This is a genomic window from Streptomyces sp. NPDC021749 (genome assembly GCF_040640655.1).
Taxonomy (GTDB): Bacteria; Actinomycetota; Actinomycetes; order Streptomycetales; family Streptomycetaceae; genus Streptomyces.
In genome coordinates, this window is the sequence record NZ_JBFACE010000015.1 from 1 (window position 1) to 14,279 (window position 14,279).

The window sequence follows — 14,279 nt, forward strand, 5'->3', positions numbered from 1 at the left end:
AACGCGCGGTCGCCGGTGGCCAGCGCCTCGTCGATCATCAGCACGTCGTGGTCCTTGGCCGCGGCGATGGAGAACCGCAGCCGCGCGGCCATACCGGAGGAGTAGGTGCGCATCGGCAGGGAGATGAAGTCGCCCTTCTCGTTGATGCCGGAGAAGTCGACGATCCCGTCGTAGCGCTCGCGGATCTGCTCGCGGGACATGCCCATGGCCAGGCCGCCGAGGATGACGTTCTTCTCGCCGGTCAGGTCGTTCATCAGGGCCGCGTTGACCCCGAGCAGGGAGGGCTGGCCGTGGGTGTAGACCTTGCCGCGCTCGGCCGGCAGCAGGCCGGCGACGGCCTTGAGCAGGGTGGACTTGCCCGAGCCGTTGGAGCCGATCAGACCGATGGACTCGCCCCGGTAGGCGGTGAAGGACACACCCTTGACCGCGTGCACCTCGCGCACGCCGGTGGAGGGCTTGCGGCGCACGATGCGGTTCAGGGCCGCGGTCGCGCTGCCCTTGCCGGCCCCGGTGCCGTAGACGCGGTAGACGATGTGCAGATCGTCCGCGATCACGGTCGGGATCCGCTCCTGGGCGGCCGCCGTCGGCCGCACGCCGTTGTTCTGCTCAGCCACGTCCGTACCGCTCCTCAGCCTTCCAGAAGTACACAAAGCCGGCGACGCCCATCAGCAGCGCCCAGCCGCCGGCGGACGCCCACACGTGCGGGGGCAGCTTGTCCGCCGTGAAGCTGTCGATCAGCGCGAAGCGCATCAGGTCGATGTAGACCGCCGCCGGGTTGGCGTTGAGCAGGACCTCCACGAACTGCGGGACGTGCTTGCCCTTGAGGATCAGGTCGATGCTGAACATCACGCCGGACGCGTACATCCACGTCCGCATGATGAACGGCATCAGCTGCGCCAGGTCCGGGGTCTTGGAACCCAGTCGCGCCATGACCATCGCCAGGCCCGTGTTGAACACGAACTGGAGCAGCAGCGCCGGCAGGACCAGGAACCACGACCAGGTCGGCAGCTGGCCGAAGCCCAGCAGGATCAGGACCAGCACACCCATGGAGAACAGCAGCTGCTGCAGCTGCATCAGGCAGAACGAGATCGGCAGGCAGGCCCGCGGGAAGTGCAGCGCCCGCACCAGGCCGAGGTTGCCGGAGATCGCCCGGGTGCCGGCCATCACCGAGCTCTGGGTGAAGGTGAAGATGAAGACGCCGGTCACCAGGAACGGCACGAAGTCGGGGACGCCCTTCCTCGTACCGATCAGCAGACCGAAGATCAAGTAGTAGACGAGCGCGTTCAGCAGGGGCGTCGCCACCTGCCAGACCTGCCCCAGCTTGGCCTGGCTGTACTGAGCGGTCAGCTTGGCGCTGGCGAAGGCGGAGATGAAATGCCGCCGGTGCCACAGCTGCCGGACGTACTCGGGGAGGCTCGGACGCGCCCCGCTCTGCGCGAGCCCGTACTTCTGGGCCCGCTGCGCCGCGGTCAGCCCTTCGTCGGAAGCTGCCGGGGCACTCATGGCGACCGCACTGTCGTGCGTGGTCTCGCTCACAGTTGACACTTTCGTCCTCAAGGTGCGCTGCCGGGGCCACGCCCCGGTTCGCGCCTGATGCTCTCAGATACGAGCTTGTCAGATGACGGGAGGGCGGCCCAGCCGGGTCAGTCGCCAAACGGTAGCCCACTTCATGGGACGCCTCGGACCGCACGGAGTGGCCCAGCCCTCCTTGAAGCCGCCCAGCCAGGCCCGCAGCGCCGGTCGCGAGGGGCGGCGGGCGAGGGTGAGCAGGAACCAGACACCGAGATAGACCGGAACCAGTGCGGCGGGGAGGTTGCGGCGGGCCAGCCAGACCCGGTTGCGGGCCACCATCCGGTGGTAGACCGCGTGCCGGGCCGGGGCCGTCGTCGGGTGGTACAGGACCATGTCCGACCGATAGTCGATCATCCAGCCGGCGTTCAGCGCCCGCCAGGCCAGGTCGGTCTCCTCATGGGCGTAGAAGAAGTCGTCGGGCAGCCCGCCGACCTCCGCGAACACCTTGGTGCGCACCGCGTTCGCGCCGCCGAGGAAGGTGGTCACCCGCGAGGAGCGCATCGGGTCGGACGCGCGCAGGCGGGGAACGTGCCGGCGCTGGGTCTCGCCGGTGTCCGGGTCGGCGATCCGGAAGCTGATGATGCCGAGCTCGGGGTCCTCGGCGAACGCCTCGCGGCACAGCTCCGCGGTGTCCTCCCGGGCCAGCAGCCCGTCGTCGTCCAGGAAGAGCAGGACGTCCATCTCGCGGCCGGCCGGCCCGAACGCCTCGATACCGACGTTCCGGCCGGCCGGGATGCCGACGTTCTCCGGGAGCTCGACGGTCCGCACGCCCTCGGGCAGCTCCGGCAGCGGCGAGCCGTTGCCGACGACGGCGACCTCGATCGGATCGCCGTCCTGCTTGGCCACCGAGTCCAGCAGCGCACGCAGCTCCTCGGGGCGGTTGCCCATGGTGATGATCACCGCACCGACGCGCATCTGGGACGCCCCCGTCACTTGAGCCTGCTGGAGGCGAGGATGGATACGAGGTGGAGCAGCGTCTGGACGAGCGCGATGCCGGCGAGCACGGCGACGCCCAGCCGCGAGAAGAACAGGTCGCCCCGGATCTGGTCCACCACCGCGAGGGCCAGGACCAGCAGGGACGCCTCGACGCCGAGGATCAGCCGGTGGAACTTCAGCGCCGCGGCGGCCTTCCGGGCCAGCGCCATACCGGACGAGCGCGGCTCGGACGCCGCCTCCTTCACCGGCGGCAGACCACCCTGGTGCCGGGCGACGCCGACCAGGTCGGTCTCGGCCTTGATCAGGATGGCGCCGAGCGCGGCGAGCGTGCCGAGGAAGGCCCACAGCCAGTCGATCCGCCCGGAACCCCACAGGTCGGCGGCGCGCAGCCCGAAGCCGACCAGGACCGCGGCGTCGCAGAGGTAGGCACCGACCCGGTCCAGGTAGACCCCGCCCAGCGAGAACTGCTTCTTCCAGCGGGCGATCTCGCCGTCGACGCAGTCGAGCAGCAGGTACAGCTGCACCATCAGCACGCCGAGCACGGCGCCCCAGACCCCCGGCACCAGAAGTGCCGGGGCGGCGAGGACGCCGAAGAGGGTCATCAGGTAGGTCAGCTGGTTGGGCGTGACCCGGGTGTTCACCAGGTGCCGGTCGATGCGCAGCGAGATCTCGCGCATGTAGAGCCGGCCGGCCCAGTGCTCGCCGCTCCGCCGGTCCTTCACCCCCGGGGGGTGAACGACCGGGCGGAGCTCAGCTACCGATGGCTTCTGCATAGTCGGCGTAAGCGTCCCTGATCTGGTCGGTGGACAGGTCGAGGTGCTCCAGGATCGTGTAGCGCCCGGGGCGGGTCTTGGGTGCGTACTCGACGACCTGGACGAATTCGTCGTCCGTGAAGCCGATCTCACCCGGCGTGACCGGCAGACCGTGCCGGCGCAGCACCTCGACCATCAGGTCACGGGTCTCCTTGTCCCCGCGCAGGTGCGTGGCGAACGCGGCGCCCAGACCGCACTGCTCGCCGTGGCTCGCCGCGCGCTTGGGGAAGAGGAGGTCGAAGGCGTGGTTGATCTCGTGGCAGGCCCCGGAGGCCGGACGGCTGTCGCCCGCGACCGACATCGAGATACCGGTGAGGACCAGGCCCTCGGCCAGCACCTGGAGGAAGCTGTCGTCGCCGACGCCGCCGGGGTGGCGCAGCACGGCCTCGCCGGCCTGGCGGGCCATGGCGGCGGCCAGCCCGTCGATGTCCTCGCCGGTCTCGCGGTGGGCGAGCTCCCAGTCCGCGACCGCGGAGATGTTGGAGATCGCGTCGCCGATGCCGGAGCGGACGAACCGGACCGGGGCCTCGCGGATGATGTCGAGGTCGATCACCACGGCGATCGGGTTCGGCACGCCGTAGGACCCGCGGCCGGCGTCGTTGTCGAGGGTGGCGACCGGCGAGCACAGGCCGTCGTGCGACAGGTTCGTCGCGACGGCGACCAGCGGCAGGCCGATCCGGGCGGCGGCGAACTTGGCGCAGTCGATGATCTTGCCGCCGCCGAGGCCCACGACCGCGTCGTAGTGCCCCTTCTTCATGGCGTCGGCGAGCTTGATCGCGTCGTCCAGGGTGCCGCCGCCGACCTCGTACCACTCGGCGCCCGGCAGCGCGGGGGCCAGCCGCTCACGCAGCCGTGCCCCCGAGCCGCCGCTGATCGCGATGGCGAGCTTGCCGGACGCGGAGATGCGCTGATCGGCCAGCAGGCCCGCCAGGTCGTCCAGGGCGCCGGCGTTGATGTCGACGACGACCGGGGACGGGATGAGGCGGGTCAGTACTGGCATGCGATGTCACGGCCCTTCGCCAGGTCGTCGTGGTTGTCGATCTCGACCCACTTGACGTCGCCGATCGGTGCCACGTCCACCTTGAAGCCGCGGTTGACCAGCTCCTGGTAGCCGTCCTCGTAGTAGAGGTCGGGGTCCCGCTCGAAGGTGGTCTTCAGGGCGTCGGCCAGCTCGTCGGCGGCGGAGCCCTCGATGAGGGTGACGCCGATGTACTCGCCGGTCGCCTCGGCCGGGTCCATCAGCTTGGTGATCTTCTGGACGCCCTTGTCGGGGTCCACGACGACCTTCATCTCCTCGTCGGCGAGCTGCTTGACGGTGTCCAGCGCGAGGATGATCTTCTGGCCGTTGCCGCGGGCGGCGAGCAGGGTCTTCTCGACGGAGACCGGGTGCACGGTGTCGCCGTTGGCGAGGATCACGTCGTGCTTGAGGGCGTCACGGCCGCACCACAGGGAGTAGGCGTTGTTCCACTCCTCGGCCTTGTCGTTGTCGATCAGGGTGAGCTTGAGGCCGTACTTCTGCTCCAGGGCCTCCTTGCGCTCGTACACGGCCTCCTTGCGGTAGCCGACGATGATCGCGACCTCGGTCAGGCCGATCTCGGCGAAGTTGCCGAGGGTCAGGTCGAGGATGGTGGTGTCCCCGTCAACCGGCACCAGAGCCTTGGGCAGGGTGTCGGTGTAGGGGCGCAGACGCCGTCCGGCGCCGGCAGCCAGCACGAGGCCGATCATGCGGGTTCTCCTTCATCGTGTACGGCGGGTGCTCCGGAAGAGACCCAGAAGCGGATGCTCTCGATGAGCACCAGCAGCGCAAGGACCACGGCCAGGGCCGTGAGCGCGATTGTGAAACCTTCAGGGGACAGCGCGGCTGCCAGGACGGTCACTGCGAGGACGCGTCCCTCGTGGCCGCCGGTTGCCCGGACCAGCCACCGCGGCGGGGCCCCGGTGCCACCGCGGATGCGGTAGACGGTGTCGTAGTGATGGTAGGCGACGGCCGCGACCAGCCCGAACGCCGCGGGGAGCGCTCCGGGCACGTCCGCGCGGGCCGCCAGAACGAGGATCGTGACGTACTCGCCGGCCCGGAAGAAGGGCGGCACGAGCCAGTCGAGGGCGCCCTTGAGCGGCCGGGACACCGCCGCACCGGCGAGCAGCGCGGAGCACACGGCGACGCCCACGGTGAGCCAGGACGCCGGGTCGTCCTCGAAGATCACCCAGACCAGCAGCACAGCGGCCGAGAGAAATGCCATAGCCGGGGCGAGGAACGAACCGGTCCGGCCGCGGCCGTGCGCACCGCGGGCGATCAGCTCGGCGAGCGGCCCGGAGTCGGCGAGGTCGGCCAGGGCCCGGGCGGCGCGGTCGGTGCGCCGGGCCCGCCGGGTCAGCGAGCGCAGCACCCGGCCGGCCGTGGTGTAGCAGGCGGCCAGCGCGCAGCCGAGGAGCAGGGCGTAGAAGACGATGCGCGGGGTGGTGGCCGCGGTGAGTACGGCGATCATGGCCCAGCGTTCGCCGATGGGCAGCACGATCATGCGGCGGACCCAGACCGTCCAGCCGACGCTGTCGAGCTTGTCGGAGAGCGCGGCGGTGGGGCTGGTGTTGCCGGTGGCGTCGTGGTTGGCCTCGTTGAAGGCGAAGTCGACGACATGCCGGCAGGTCTGCAGGACCATCGCGCCGAGCGCCAGGGCCCATACGTCGTCCCCGCCGCGGGCGGCGCCCAGCGCCAGCCCCGCGTAGTAGGCGTACTCCTTGGCCCGGTCGAAGGTGGCGTCCAGCCAGGCGCCGAGTGTCGAGTACTGCAGGGAGTAGCGGGCGAGCTGCCCGTCGGTGCAGTCCAGGACGAAGGAGAGGAGCAGCAGGATCCCCGCGGCGACGAAGCCGGCGCGGGTGCCGGTGGCCGCGCCGCCCGCCGCTATCAGGGCGGTGAGCAGGGAAGCGGTGGTGACCTGGTTGGGGGTGAGGCCGCGGCGCGCGCACCAGCGGGCGAGGTAGCGGGAGTACGGGCTGATGAAGAAGGTCGTGAAGAAGCCGTCGCGGGACTTCACCGCGGTGCGCAGCCGTACCGCCTCGTCGTCGACGGCCGCGACCGCCTCGCGGGCCTGCGCGCGCTGGGCGGGGGTGAGCGCGACGGTGGCGACCAGGCTGCCCAGCTCGACGCGGTGCAGCCCGACGTCCTCGCGGTCCAGGGAGTCGGTGAGCGTCTCGGTGAGGACGTCCGTGAGGTGGGCGGTGCCGGCGCCGACCGGGATCCGGCCGGCCGCGCGGGCCAGCGCGGGGCGGGCCGCGGCCTGGGCGGTGAGCGCGCCGGGCACGGCGGCGGCCGGGAAGCGGGGGTCGGTCAGCGCGAGCCGCAGGGCGTGCAGGTGGCCGACGAAGCGGGGGTCGACGAGGGCGACCCGCTCCTGGGCGGGCACCTCGGCGAGCAGCGCGGCGGCGGAGGCGGCGTCGTCCGCCGTACGGACGTCGAAGCCCAGCGTGCGCAGGTCGGCTTCGAGCGGCGACCCGGCGACCGGCGGACCGGTGAGGATGGCGGTCGACAGACGAACTCACTCCTTGGAGGCTGACAAGGCAGCGCCGGTCGATCCGCATTCGATACGGACTACCCGGGCAGCGGGCGTGGCACACCGGGCGCCCGGAGGGCCGGGTGGCACGTCGGCAGAGGCTATCGGATCGCCGGATGCGGCCGTTCACCGCGCATTCACCGCACGATCGAGTGACCGACGGCTGCGCCTGCCGCGATCATCATGGTGGATGGGGTGGCGCATGAACAACTGGCCCGCGGCCGGGGCCCTCGATCCGGTGCCGGTTATGAGCGGGCTGGTCACGGGGCGGGCGGGTTGTGCCGGGGGTGGTGTGGCGAGGGCCATGCCGGTCAGGGGTGATCACCGCGGGCCGGTGCGATGCCCCCTCCCGGGGCCCCGGGACCGTCTCGCGCGATGCCTTCGGACGGCCCTGGGGTGTGGCCGCTCTCACGGTGGGCCCCAGGTGGGCGCACTCCCGGCCGGACGCACGCAGGTGTGGCGCCGCGCACCCGCTCTGCCGGTGATGCGGACCCGGCTAGGGCAGACTTGACGTCGTAGACCGACGACAAGGATGGGCATGCCGATCACACCTGCCAACGGACAGACCGCCGAGGACACGGCGGTGCGCACGCCGGGCGGCGCCGCCGAACCGATCATGCTGGAGCTGGTCGACGAGGACGGTACGACGATCGGCACCGCGGAGAAGCTCGCGGCGCACCAGCCTCCGGGGCAGCTGCACCGGGCGTTCTCGGTCTTCCTCTTCGACGAGAAGGGCCGGCTGCTGCTCCAGCGCCGGGCGCTGGGGAAGTACCACTCCCCCGGTGTGTGGTCCAACACCTGCTGCGGTCACCCGTACCCCGGTGAGGCGCCGTTCGCGGCCGCGGCCCGCCGGACCGCGGAGGAGCTGGGCGTGGCGCCCGCGCTGCTGGCCGAGGCGGGCACGGTGCGCTACAACCATCCCGATCCGTCCTCCGGGCTCGTGGAGCAGGAGTACAACCACCTGTTCGTGGGGGTGGTGCGGGCCGAGCCGGCACCGGACCCGGAGGAGATCGGCGAGATCGCGTTCGTGACGCCGGAGGAGCTGGCCGAGCGGCATGCCGAGGCGCCGTTCTCCGCGTGGTTCATGACCGTGCTGGACGCGGCGCGCCCGGCGGTGCGGGAGCTCACCGGACGGTCGGCGGGCTGGTAGCCAGCGGGGTGAGCGGCAGCTCGGCCCAGATCGCCTTGCCGCCGCCGGCCGTGTGCTCGACATCGCAGGTGCCGCCCACCTCGGCTGTGACGGTCTTGACCAGCCACAGCCCGCGGCCCCCCACGTCGCCCTCGTCCGCCTCCAGGGCCTTGGGGCGGTAGGGGTGGTCGTCCTCGACGGCGACCCGTAGCCAGTCGGCGCCGATGGTGACCTGGACGGCGATCTGGGGCGAGAGCAGGGCGGCGTGCCGGACGGCGTTGGTGACCAGTTCGGAGACGATGAGCAGCAGGCCGTCCATGATGTCGGCGGCGACCGGCACGTGCTGTTCGGCGAGCAGGTCCCGGACCGCGTGGCGCGCCTGCGGCACCGAGGACTCCAGTGCCGGTGCGGTGAAGCGCCAGACACCTTCGTACGCGAGCGGGGAGGTCAGCTCGTCGGGGGGTTCTGCGGGGGGTCCGGAAGGCATCCTCACAGGAAGAGTGTTGGGAATGCGCTGGTCCGTGCCGGCCTGCTGAACACAAGTCAGCGTCTATCGACGGCTTTTGGCGGATTCCGAGAGTTTCCCGTGGGCTGAGGACCGGGCCTGCTCTCTTTGTGCCGGGTTCGTGGATTCCCCGGGGCCAGCACCCCCAAGATCCCGCCATCGGGGCGCCCGCCCGGCGACAGGGGCGGACAGCACGGCAGGCCCGGTGCCGGAGCACCGGGCCTGCCGTGTGTGCAGTAGCGGGGACAGGATTTGAACCTGCGACCTCTGGGTTATGAGCCCAGCGAGCTACCGAGCTGCTCCACCCCGCGTCGGTTTCCCCCACCTTACGGGGCGCCCGCCGCAGATCCAAATCGATGAACCGGCCACCCCCCGGGAGGCCGCCGCGGCCGCCGGCTCACACCGCGCGGTCGGTGATCCGTCCGGCCTCGACCTCGATCCGGCGGGTGGTGCGCACCGCGTCCAGCATCCGCCGGTCGTGCGTCACCAGCAGCAGCGTGCCCGGGTACGAGGCGAGCGCGGACTCCAGCTGCTCGATGGCCGGCAGGTCCAGGTGGTTGGTCGGCTCGTCCAGGACGAGGAGGTTCACCCCGCGGCCCTGCAGGAGGGCCAGCGCGGCCCGGGTCCGCTCCCCCGGCGAGAGGGTGTGCGCCGGGCGCAGCACATGGGCCGCCTTCAGCCCGAACTTCGCGAGCAGGGTGCGGACGTCGGCGGGCGCGAGGTCCGGCACCGCGGCCCGGAAGGCGTCCATCAGCGGCCGCTCGCCCAGACTGTGCCCGCCGAAGAGCCGGCCGCGGGCCTGCTCGATCTCGCCCACCACCACGCCGGGGCCGAGCGTGGCCTGCCCGGCGTCCAGCGGGAGCCGGCCGAGCAGGGCGGCCAGCAGGGTGGACTTGCCGGAACCGTTGGGGCCGGTGATCGCGACCCGGTCCGCCCAGTCGATCTGCAGGTCCACCGGGCCGAAGTGGAAGTCGCCGCGCCGGACGGCGGCCCCGCGCAGGGTCGCGACGACCGCACCGGCCCGGGGCGCGGCGGCGATCTCCATCCGCAGCTCCCACTCCTTGCGCGGCTCCGCCACCACCTCCAGCCGCTCGATCAGGCGCTGGGTCTGCTTGGCCTTGGCGGCCTGCTTCTCGGTGGCCTCGACCCGGCCCTTGCGGGCGATCTTGTCGTTGTCGGGGGCCTTCCGGCGGGCGTTCCTGACGCCCTTCTCCATCCAGTTGCGCTGGGTGTGGGCGCGGGTCTCCAGGGCGGCCTTGGTCTCGGCGTACTCCTCGTACTGCTCGCGGGCGTGCCGCCGGGCCCGCTCGCGCTCCTCCAGATAGGAGGCGTAGCCGCCGCCGTAGCCGTTGACCTGCTGCTGGGCCAGGTCGAGTTCGACCACGCGGTTGACCGTGCGGGTCAGGAACTCGCGGTCGTGGCTGACGAGGACGGTGCCGGCGCGCAGTGAGGTGACGAACTCCTCCAGCCGCTGCAGTCCGTCCAGATCCAGGTCGTTGGTCGGCTCGTCCAGCAGGAAGACGTCGTAACGGGAGAGCAGCAGGGAGGCCAGCGAGGCCCGGGCGGCCTGTCCGCCGGAGAGTGCGGTCATCGGCTGGTCGAGGCCGACGGTGAGGCCGAGCTGGGCGGCGGTCTCCTCGGCGCGCTCGTCGAGGTCGGCGGCGCCGAGGTCGAGCCAGCGGGTGAAGGCCGTGTCGTAGGCGTCGTCGGCGCCGGGGCGCTCCTCGGCCAGGGCCTCGGTGGCGGCGTCCAGGGCGCGCTGGGCCTCTGCCACGCCGGTACGGCGGGCGAGGAAGGCCCGCACGGTCTCCCCCGGCCGGCGGTCGGGCTCCTGCGGGAGGTGGCCGACGGTGGCGGTGGGCGGGCTGAGGGAGAGCGCGCCCTCCTCGGGGGTGTCCAGGCCGGCCAGCAGGCGCAGCAGGGTGGACTTGCCCGCGCCGTTGGCGCCGACGAGGCCGATCACGTCCCCGGGGGCGACGACCAGATCGAGGCCGGAGAACAGGACGCGCTCGCCGTGGCCGGCGGCGAGGTCTTTGGCGACGAGGGTTGCTGACATCAGACCCCCGATCGTAACCGGCCGCCCGGGCCGCGGTCGCTCTAATATCCGGGCATGGAACCGGGCCTCATGACGCACCTCAGCGACGGCACAGCGACCGTCACCATCAGCAACACGGGCAAGCGCAATGCGATGACCGTCCAGATGTGGCGGGATCTGCCGCCCCTGCTGGCACGGCTGGCGGCCGACCGCGCGGTGCGGTCGCTGGTGCTGACCGGTGCCGGCGGGACGTTCTGCGCGGGCGCGGACATCGCGTCGCTGCGCGGGGCGGCGGAGGAGTCGCAGGGGCTGGCGGTGGCGGCCGAGGAGGCGCTGGCGGCCTTCCCGAAGCCGACGCTGGCGGCGATACGCGGCTACTGCGTGGGCGGCGGCGCCCAGTTGGCGGCCGCCTGTGATCTGCGGTTCGCGGAGGAGGGGGCGCTGTTCGGGGTGACGCCGGCCAAGCTGGCGGTGGTCTACCCGGCGTCCGCCACCCGGCGGCTGGTCCGGCTGGTCGGGCCGTCGGCCGCCAAGTACCTGCTGTTCTCCGGGGAGTTGATCGACTGCGCGCGGGCGCTGCGGACCGGGCTGGTGGACGAGGTGCTGGCCGAGGGCGAGTTGGGCAAGCGGGTCGCGGAGTTCTCGGCCGTACTGGCGAGCCGGTCGCTGCTGACGCAGACGGCGGCGAAGGAGCTGACCGACGGGGCCTGGGACGTGCCGCCGGACGAGGCGGAGGCGCGCGGCGCCCACTGGGCCGCCGAGGCCCGGGCGAGCGGCGACACCGCCGAGGGTGCCGCCGCTTTCCTGGAGCGCAGGCCGCCGCGGTTCACCTGGCCCTCTTGAGGACGGTTCACCTGGCCCTCTTGAGGGCGGGGCGCTACGCCTGCCGTTCCTGCTCCCCGGTGAGCACGTACCGGCTGCGGTCCCGCAGCGCGGCGGTGGCCTCGGCAGGTGCCGTGTCCGGGGAGCCGGCGTCGTAGGGCGGCTGCGGGTCGTACTCGATGCCGAGCTGGATGACCTGGGCCGCGGTGTCCCCGGCGATCCGGCCGGCCAGTGCCAGGCCCATGTCGATGCCGGACGAGACCCCGGCCGCGGTGACGTACTTGCCGTCGAAGACCACCCGCTCCCCGGTGGGATCGGCGCCCAGGGCCGGCAGCTGGTCCAGGGCCAGCCAGTGGGAGGTGGCCCGGCGCCCCTTGAGGAGGCCGGCCGCCGCCAGGAGCAGCGAGCCGGTGCACACCGAGGTGGTCCAGGTGGTGGCGGTGTCCACGGTGCGGATCCAGTCGTGCAGCGGTCCGTCCGCCATGTGTGCGGTCTGCCCCGGGCCGCCGGGGACGACGAGGACGTCGGGCGCGGTGACGTCGTCCAGCGCGGCGTCCGCGACCAGCCCCACGGAGCCGAGGTCGCTGCGGTACGTCCCGGCGCGCTCGGCGACGAACACCGTCTCGGCGCCCGGGATGCGGCTGAGCGTCTCGTAGGGGCCGATGGCGTCCAGGGTGGTGAAGCGGTCGTAGAGGAGGATCGCGATCTGCATGGCGTTTCCCATCGGGAGTAGGGGCACATCGGGAGTAGGGGCACATCGGGAGTAGGGGCACATCGGGAGATGTGGCTCGGGCGGGTGGGCCGTTCAGCGGCCCGCGGGGGCCGGCTGGAAGCGGCGGCGGTATTCGGCCGGCGAGGCGGCCAGGGCACGGAGGAAGGCGCGGCGCATCGCCTCGGGGGTGCCGTAGCCGCACGTCCGGGCCACCTGGGCGATGCCGTCGGCGGTGTCCTCCAGGCAGCGGCGGGCGGCCTCCAGCCGCACCCGGTCGACATAGCGGCCCGGCGTCATACCGACCTCGTCGCGGAACGCCCGGGCGAAGTGCCGCGGGGAGAGCCCGGCGCGGGCGGCGAGGGCGTCGACGGACAGATCGGCGGCCGGGTTCTCGGTGATCCACTGCTGGACGTCGCGCAGCGGCCGCCGCTGTGCGGTCTGGGCGGCGAGCTGGGCGCTGAACTGCTTCTGGTTGCCCGGCCGGCGCAGGAACACCACCAGGTGCCGGGCGATGGTGAGCGCGACGTCCCGCCCGAGGTCCTCCTCGACGAGGGCCAGCGCCAGGTCGATGCCGGCCGTCACGCCCGCGGAGGTGGCCAGGTCGCCGTCCCGCACGTAGATCGGGTCGGCCTCCACCCGCACCGCGGGGAACCGCTCGGCGAGGGCGTCGCACAGCATCCAGTGGGTGGTCGCGCGCCGGCCGTCCAGCAGCCCGGCCTCGGCCAGCAGCATCGCCCCGCTGCACACCGAGACCTTGCGCCGGGCCCGGTGGGCGTTGTTCCGCAGCCAGTCGACCAGCCGCGGGTCGGGGGTGCGGGTGCCCTGGCCGCCCGGGACCAGCAGGGTGTGCGGCGGCCCGGCGGCGGCGAGCGTGGTGTCGGGGACCAGGGTCAGTCCGCTGGTGGTGCGCACCGGGGCGCCGTCCAGGGCGGCCGTGCGGATCCGGTAGGCGCCGGGGACGGCCTGCGCCGCGCCGCTGAAGACCTCCACCGGCCCGGTGACGTCCAGGGCCTGCACGCCGTCGAAGAGGACGACCAGCACCTCGCGCTGTTCCATGCCGTCCATCCTGGGCAGCGGCGCCGATGGCGGCAATGACGGGTTTCCCACCTTTCCTGCCATTGCCTGGTCAGGGCCCCTGCGGAAGCCGCCCCACAGGCCGTCGGGGCCCTGCCGCCGGCGCCATACCGACGGGTCGGTACCCTGCCCGCATGACCTCTCACAGCGCACTGCCCGAGCGGGCCGGCCGCACGTGCCACAACGTCATCAACCCCTTCCATTCCACGCACTACTTCGCGCCGGAGCTGCCCGCCGAGATGGCCGAGGCCGGGGTCGACGACCCCAAGGCCGGCTACTTCGTCTGCCGCAGCGCGGCGATGGGGGCGGTCGGCCCCGGCACCGTCGCGGCCACCTTCTACAACTTCAAGTACGACCTGATCGCCCGGCACCTGCCGGAGGTGTGGGCGAAGACCACCCCGCAGGCCGTGCTCGACGCCCGGCTGCGGGCCGCCGACGCCACCCTGCGCCGGCTGCTCGGCGACGAGGCGGTGGCATCGCCGGAGATGGCGGAGGCCGCCGAGCTGGCACTGCGCGCCACCGAGGCCTGTACCCGCCGGGCCCGCCCGCTCTACGCCGCGCACGCCGACCTCCCGGTGCCGGACGCCCCGCACCTGGCGTACTGGCACGCCACGACGCTGCTGCGCGAACACCGCGGCGACGGCCACCTGGTGGCGCTGCTGGACGCCGAACTGGACGGGCTGGAGGCGCTGGTCACCCACACCGCCACCGGACGCGGGATGAGCCACCGCGGCGTCCTGGCGACCCGCGGCTGGTCCGAGGAGGACTGGCAGGCGGCCCAGGAGCGGCTGCGGTCCCGCGGTCTCCTGGACGGCGAGGGCCAGTTGACCGAGGCCGGCGTCTCGCTGCGCAAGGACCTGGAGGAGACGACCGACCGCCTCGACCGGGCCCCGTACGAGCACCTGGGCGCGGCGGGCGTGGCCCGGCTCACCGAGCTGGCGACCGGTTTCACCACCGCCGTGATGAACGCCGGCGCGTTCCCCGCCACGCTGTTCGGCAAGTAGGCCGCGCGGCCACCGGGGTGTGCCGCTCCCCGCGCGGCCACCGGGGTGTGCCGCTCCCCGCGCGCACCCCGGTGCGGCCCACCGGCTGGGCGGCGCGACAGTCCGCTCGGTCACCCGGCACAATGCAGGC

Annotated in this window: 14 protein-coding genes and 1 tRNA gene; 3 read left to right on the forward strand and 12 right to left on the reverse strand. The window is 72.7% G+C overall.

Going from position 1 to position 14,279, the window contains the following annotated elements:
- From AB0G35_RS16880 to AB0G35_RS16910, 7 genes are all read right to left on the reverse strand, one after another.
- On the reverse strand, positions 1-614 hold a 614-nt coding region (locus AB0G35_RS16880), incomplete at its 3' end, for an ATP-binding cassette domain-containing protein (RefSeq protein WP_360949275.1).
- A complete protein-coding gene (locus AB0G35_RS16885) occupies positions 607-1,536 on the reverse strand; it encodes an ABC transporter permease (protein WP_360949277.1) in 930 nt (309 codons plus the stop codon). The genes AB0G35_RS16885 and AB0G35_RS16880, both read right to left, overlap by 8 nt.
- A 78-nt stretch (positions 1,537-1,614) precedes the next feature.
- Positions 1,615-2,487, reverse strand: a complete 873-nt coding sequence (locus AB0G35_RS16890; RefSeq protein ID WP_360949540.1) for a glycosyltransferase — start codon at positions 2,485-2,487, stop codon at positions 1,615-1,617.
- A gap of 14 nt (positions 2,488-2,501) precedes the next feature.
- Positions 2,502-3,281: a CDP-alcohol phosphatidyltransferase family protein gene (locus tag AB0G35_RS16895; RefSeq protein WP_360949279.1), complete on the reverse strand. Its 780-nt coding sequence runs from the start codon at positions 3,279-3,281 to the stop codon at positions 2,502-2,504.
- The gene (locus AB0G35_RS16900; RefSeq protein WP_360949281.1) at positions 3,259-4,320 is read right to left on the reverse strand and encodes an iron-containing alcohol dehydrogenase family protein; all 1,062 of its coding nucleotides are present in this window, start codon (positions 4,318-4,320) and stop codon (positions 3,259-3,261) included. The genes AB0G35_RS16895 and AB0G35_RS16900 overlap by 23 nt, the downstream gene beginning before the upstream one ends.
- Positions 4,308-5,045, reverse strand: a complete 738-nt coding sequence (locus AB0G35_RS16905) for a phosphocholine cytidylyltransferase family protein (protein ID WP_360949283.1) — start codon at positions 5,043-5,045, stop codon at positions 4,308-4,310. The genes AB0G35_RS16900 and AB0G35_RS16905 overlap by 13 nt, the downstream gene beginning before the upstream one ends.
- Complete coding sequence (locus AB0G35_RS16910; protein WP_360949542.1) at positions 5,042-6,847, reverse strand: DUF5941 domain-containing protein; 1,806 nt, start codon at positions 6,845-6,847, stop codon at positions 5,042-5,044. Before AB0G35_RS16910 ends, AB0G35_RS16905 begins: the two co-directional genes overlap by 4 nt.
- A 559-nt stretch (positions 6,848-7,406) precedes the next feature.
- On the opposite strand from AB0G35_RS16910, the gene idi reads away from it, so the two are divergent.
- The gene (gene idi, locus AB0G35_RS16915; protein ID WP_360949285.1) at positions 7,407-8,018 is read left to right on the forward strand and encodes an isopentenyl-diphosphate Delta-isomerase; all 612 of its coding nucleotides are present in this window, start codon (positions 7,407-7,409) and stop codon (positions 8,016-8,018) included.
- Here the strand turns inward: idi and AB0G35_RS16920 are convergent.
- The 3 genes from AB0G35_RS16920 to AB0G35_RS16930 form a co-directional block, all read right to left on the reverse strand.
- Positions 7,993-8,484, reverse strand: coding sequence for an ATP-binding protein (locus AB0G35_RS16920; RefSeq protein WP_360949287.1), 492 nt, complete (start codon positions 8,482-8,484; stop codon positions 7,993-7,995). The two genes, idi and AB0G35_RS16920, sit on opposite strands and share 26 nt — an antisense overlap.
- 255 nt (positions 8,485-8,739) lie before the next feature.
- A tRNA-Met gene (locus AB0G35_RS16925) sits at positions 8,740-8,813 on the reverse strand.
- 86 nt (positions 8,814-8,899) lie between these two features.
- Positions 8,900-10,558 (reverse strand): ABC-F family ATP-binding cassette domain-containing protein, encoded by a 1,659-nt coding sequence (locus AB0G35_RS16930; RefSeq protein ID WP_360949289.1) that lies wholly within the window; start codon positions 10,556-10,558, stop codon positions 8,900-8,902.
- A gap of 54 nt (positions 10,559-10,612) precedes the next feature.
- Here AB0G35_RS16930 and AB0G35_RS16935 point away from each other — a divergent pair, with 54 nt between their 5' ends.
- Positions 10,613-11,380 (forward strand): enoyl-CoA hydratase-related protein, encoded by a 768-nt coding sequence (locus tag AB0G35_RS16935; protein WP_360949291.1) that lies wholly within the window; start codon positions 10,613-10,615, stop codon positions 11,378-11,380.
- Between the two features lie 34 nt (positions 11,381-11,414).
- Here AB0G35_RS16935 and AB0G35_RS16940 read toward each other — a convergent pair whose 3' ends face one another.
- Positions 11,415-12,071, reverse strand: coding sequence for a DJ-1/PfpI family protein (locus AB0G35_RS16940; protein WP_360949293.1), 657 nt, complete (start codon positions 12,069-12,071; stop codon positions 11,415-11,417).
- Between the two features lie 93 nt (positions 12,072-12,164).
- Positions 12,165-13,127 carry a GlxA family transcriptional regulator gene (locus AB0G35_RS16945; protein ID WP_360949295.1) on the reverse strand — a complete coding sequence of 321 codons (963 nt, stop codon included), beginning with the start codon at positions 13,125-13,127 and terminating at the stop codon, positions 12,165-12,167.
- 152 nt (positions 13,128-13,279) lie between these two features.
- Here AB0G35_RS16945 and AB0G35_RS16950 point away from each other — a divergent pair, with 152 nt between their 5' ends.
- Positions 13,280-14,149, forward strand: a complete 870-nt coding sequence (locus AB0G35_RS16950; protein ID WP_360949297.1) for a hypothetical protein — start codon at positions 13,280-13,282, stop codon at positions 14,147-14,149.
- The last annotated feature ends 130 nt before the right edge of the window (positions 14,150-14,279 follow it).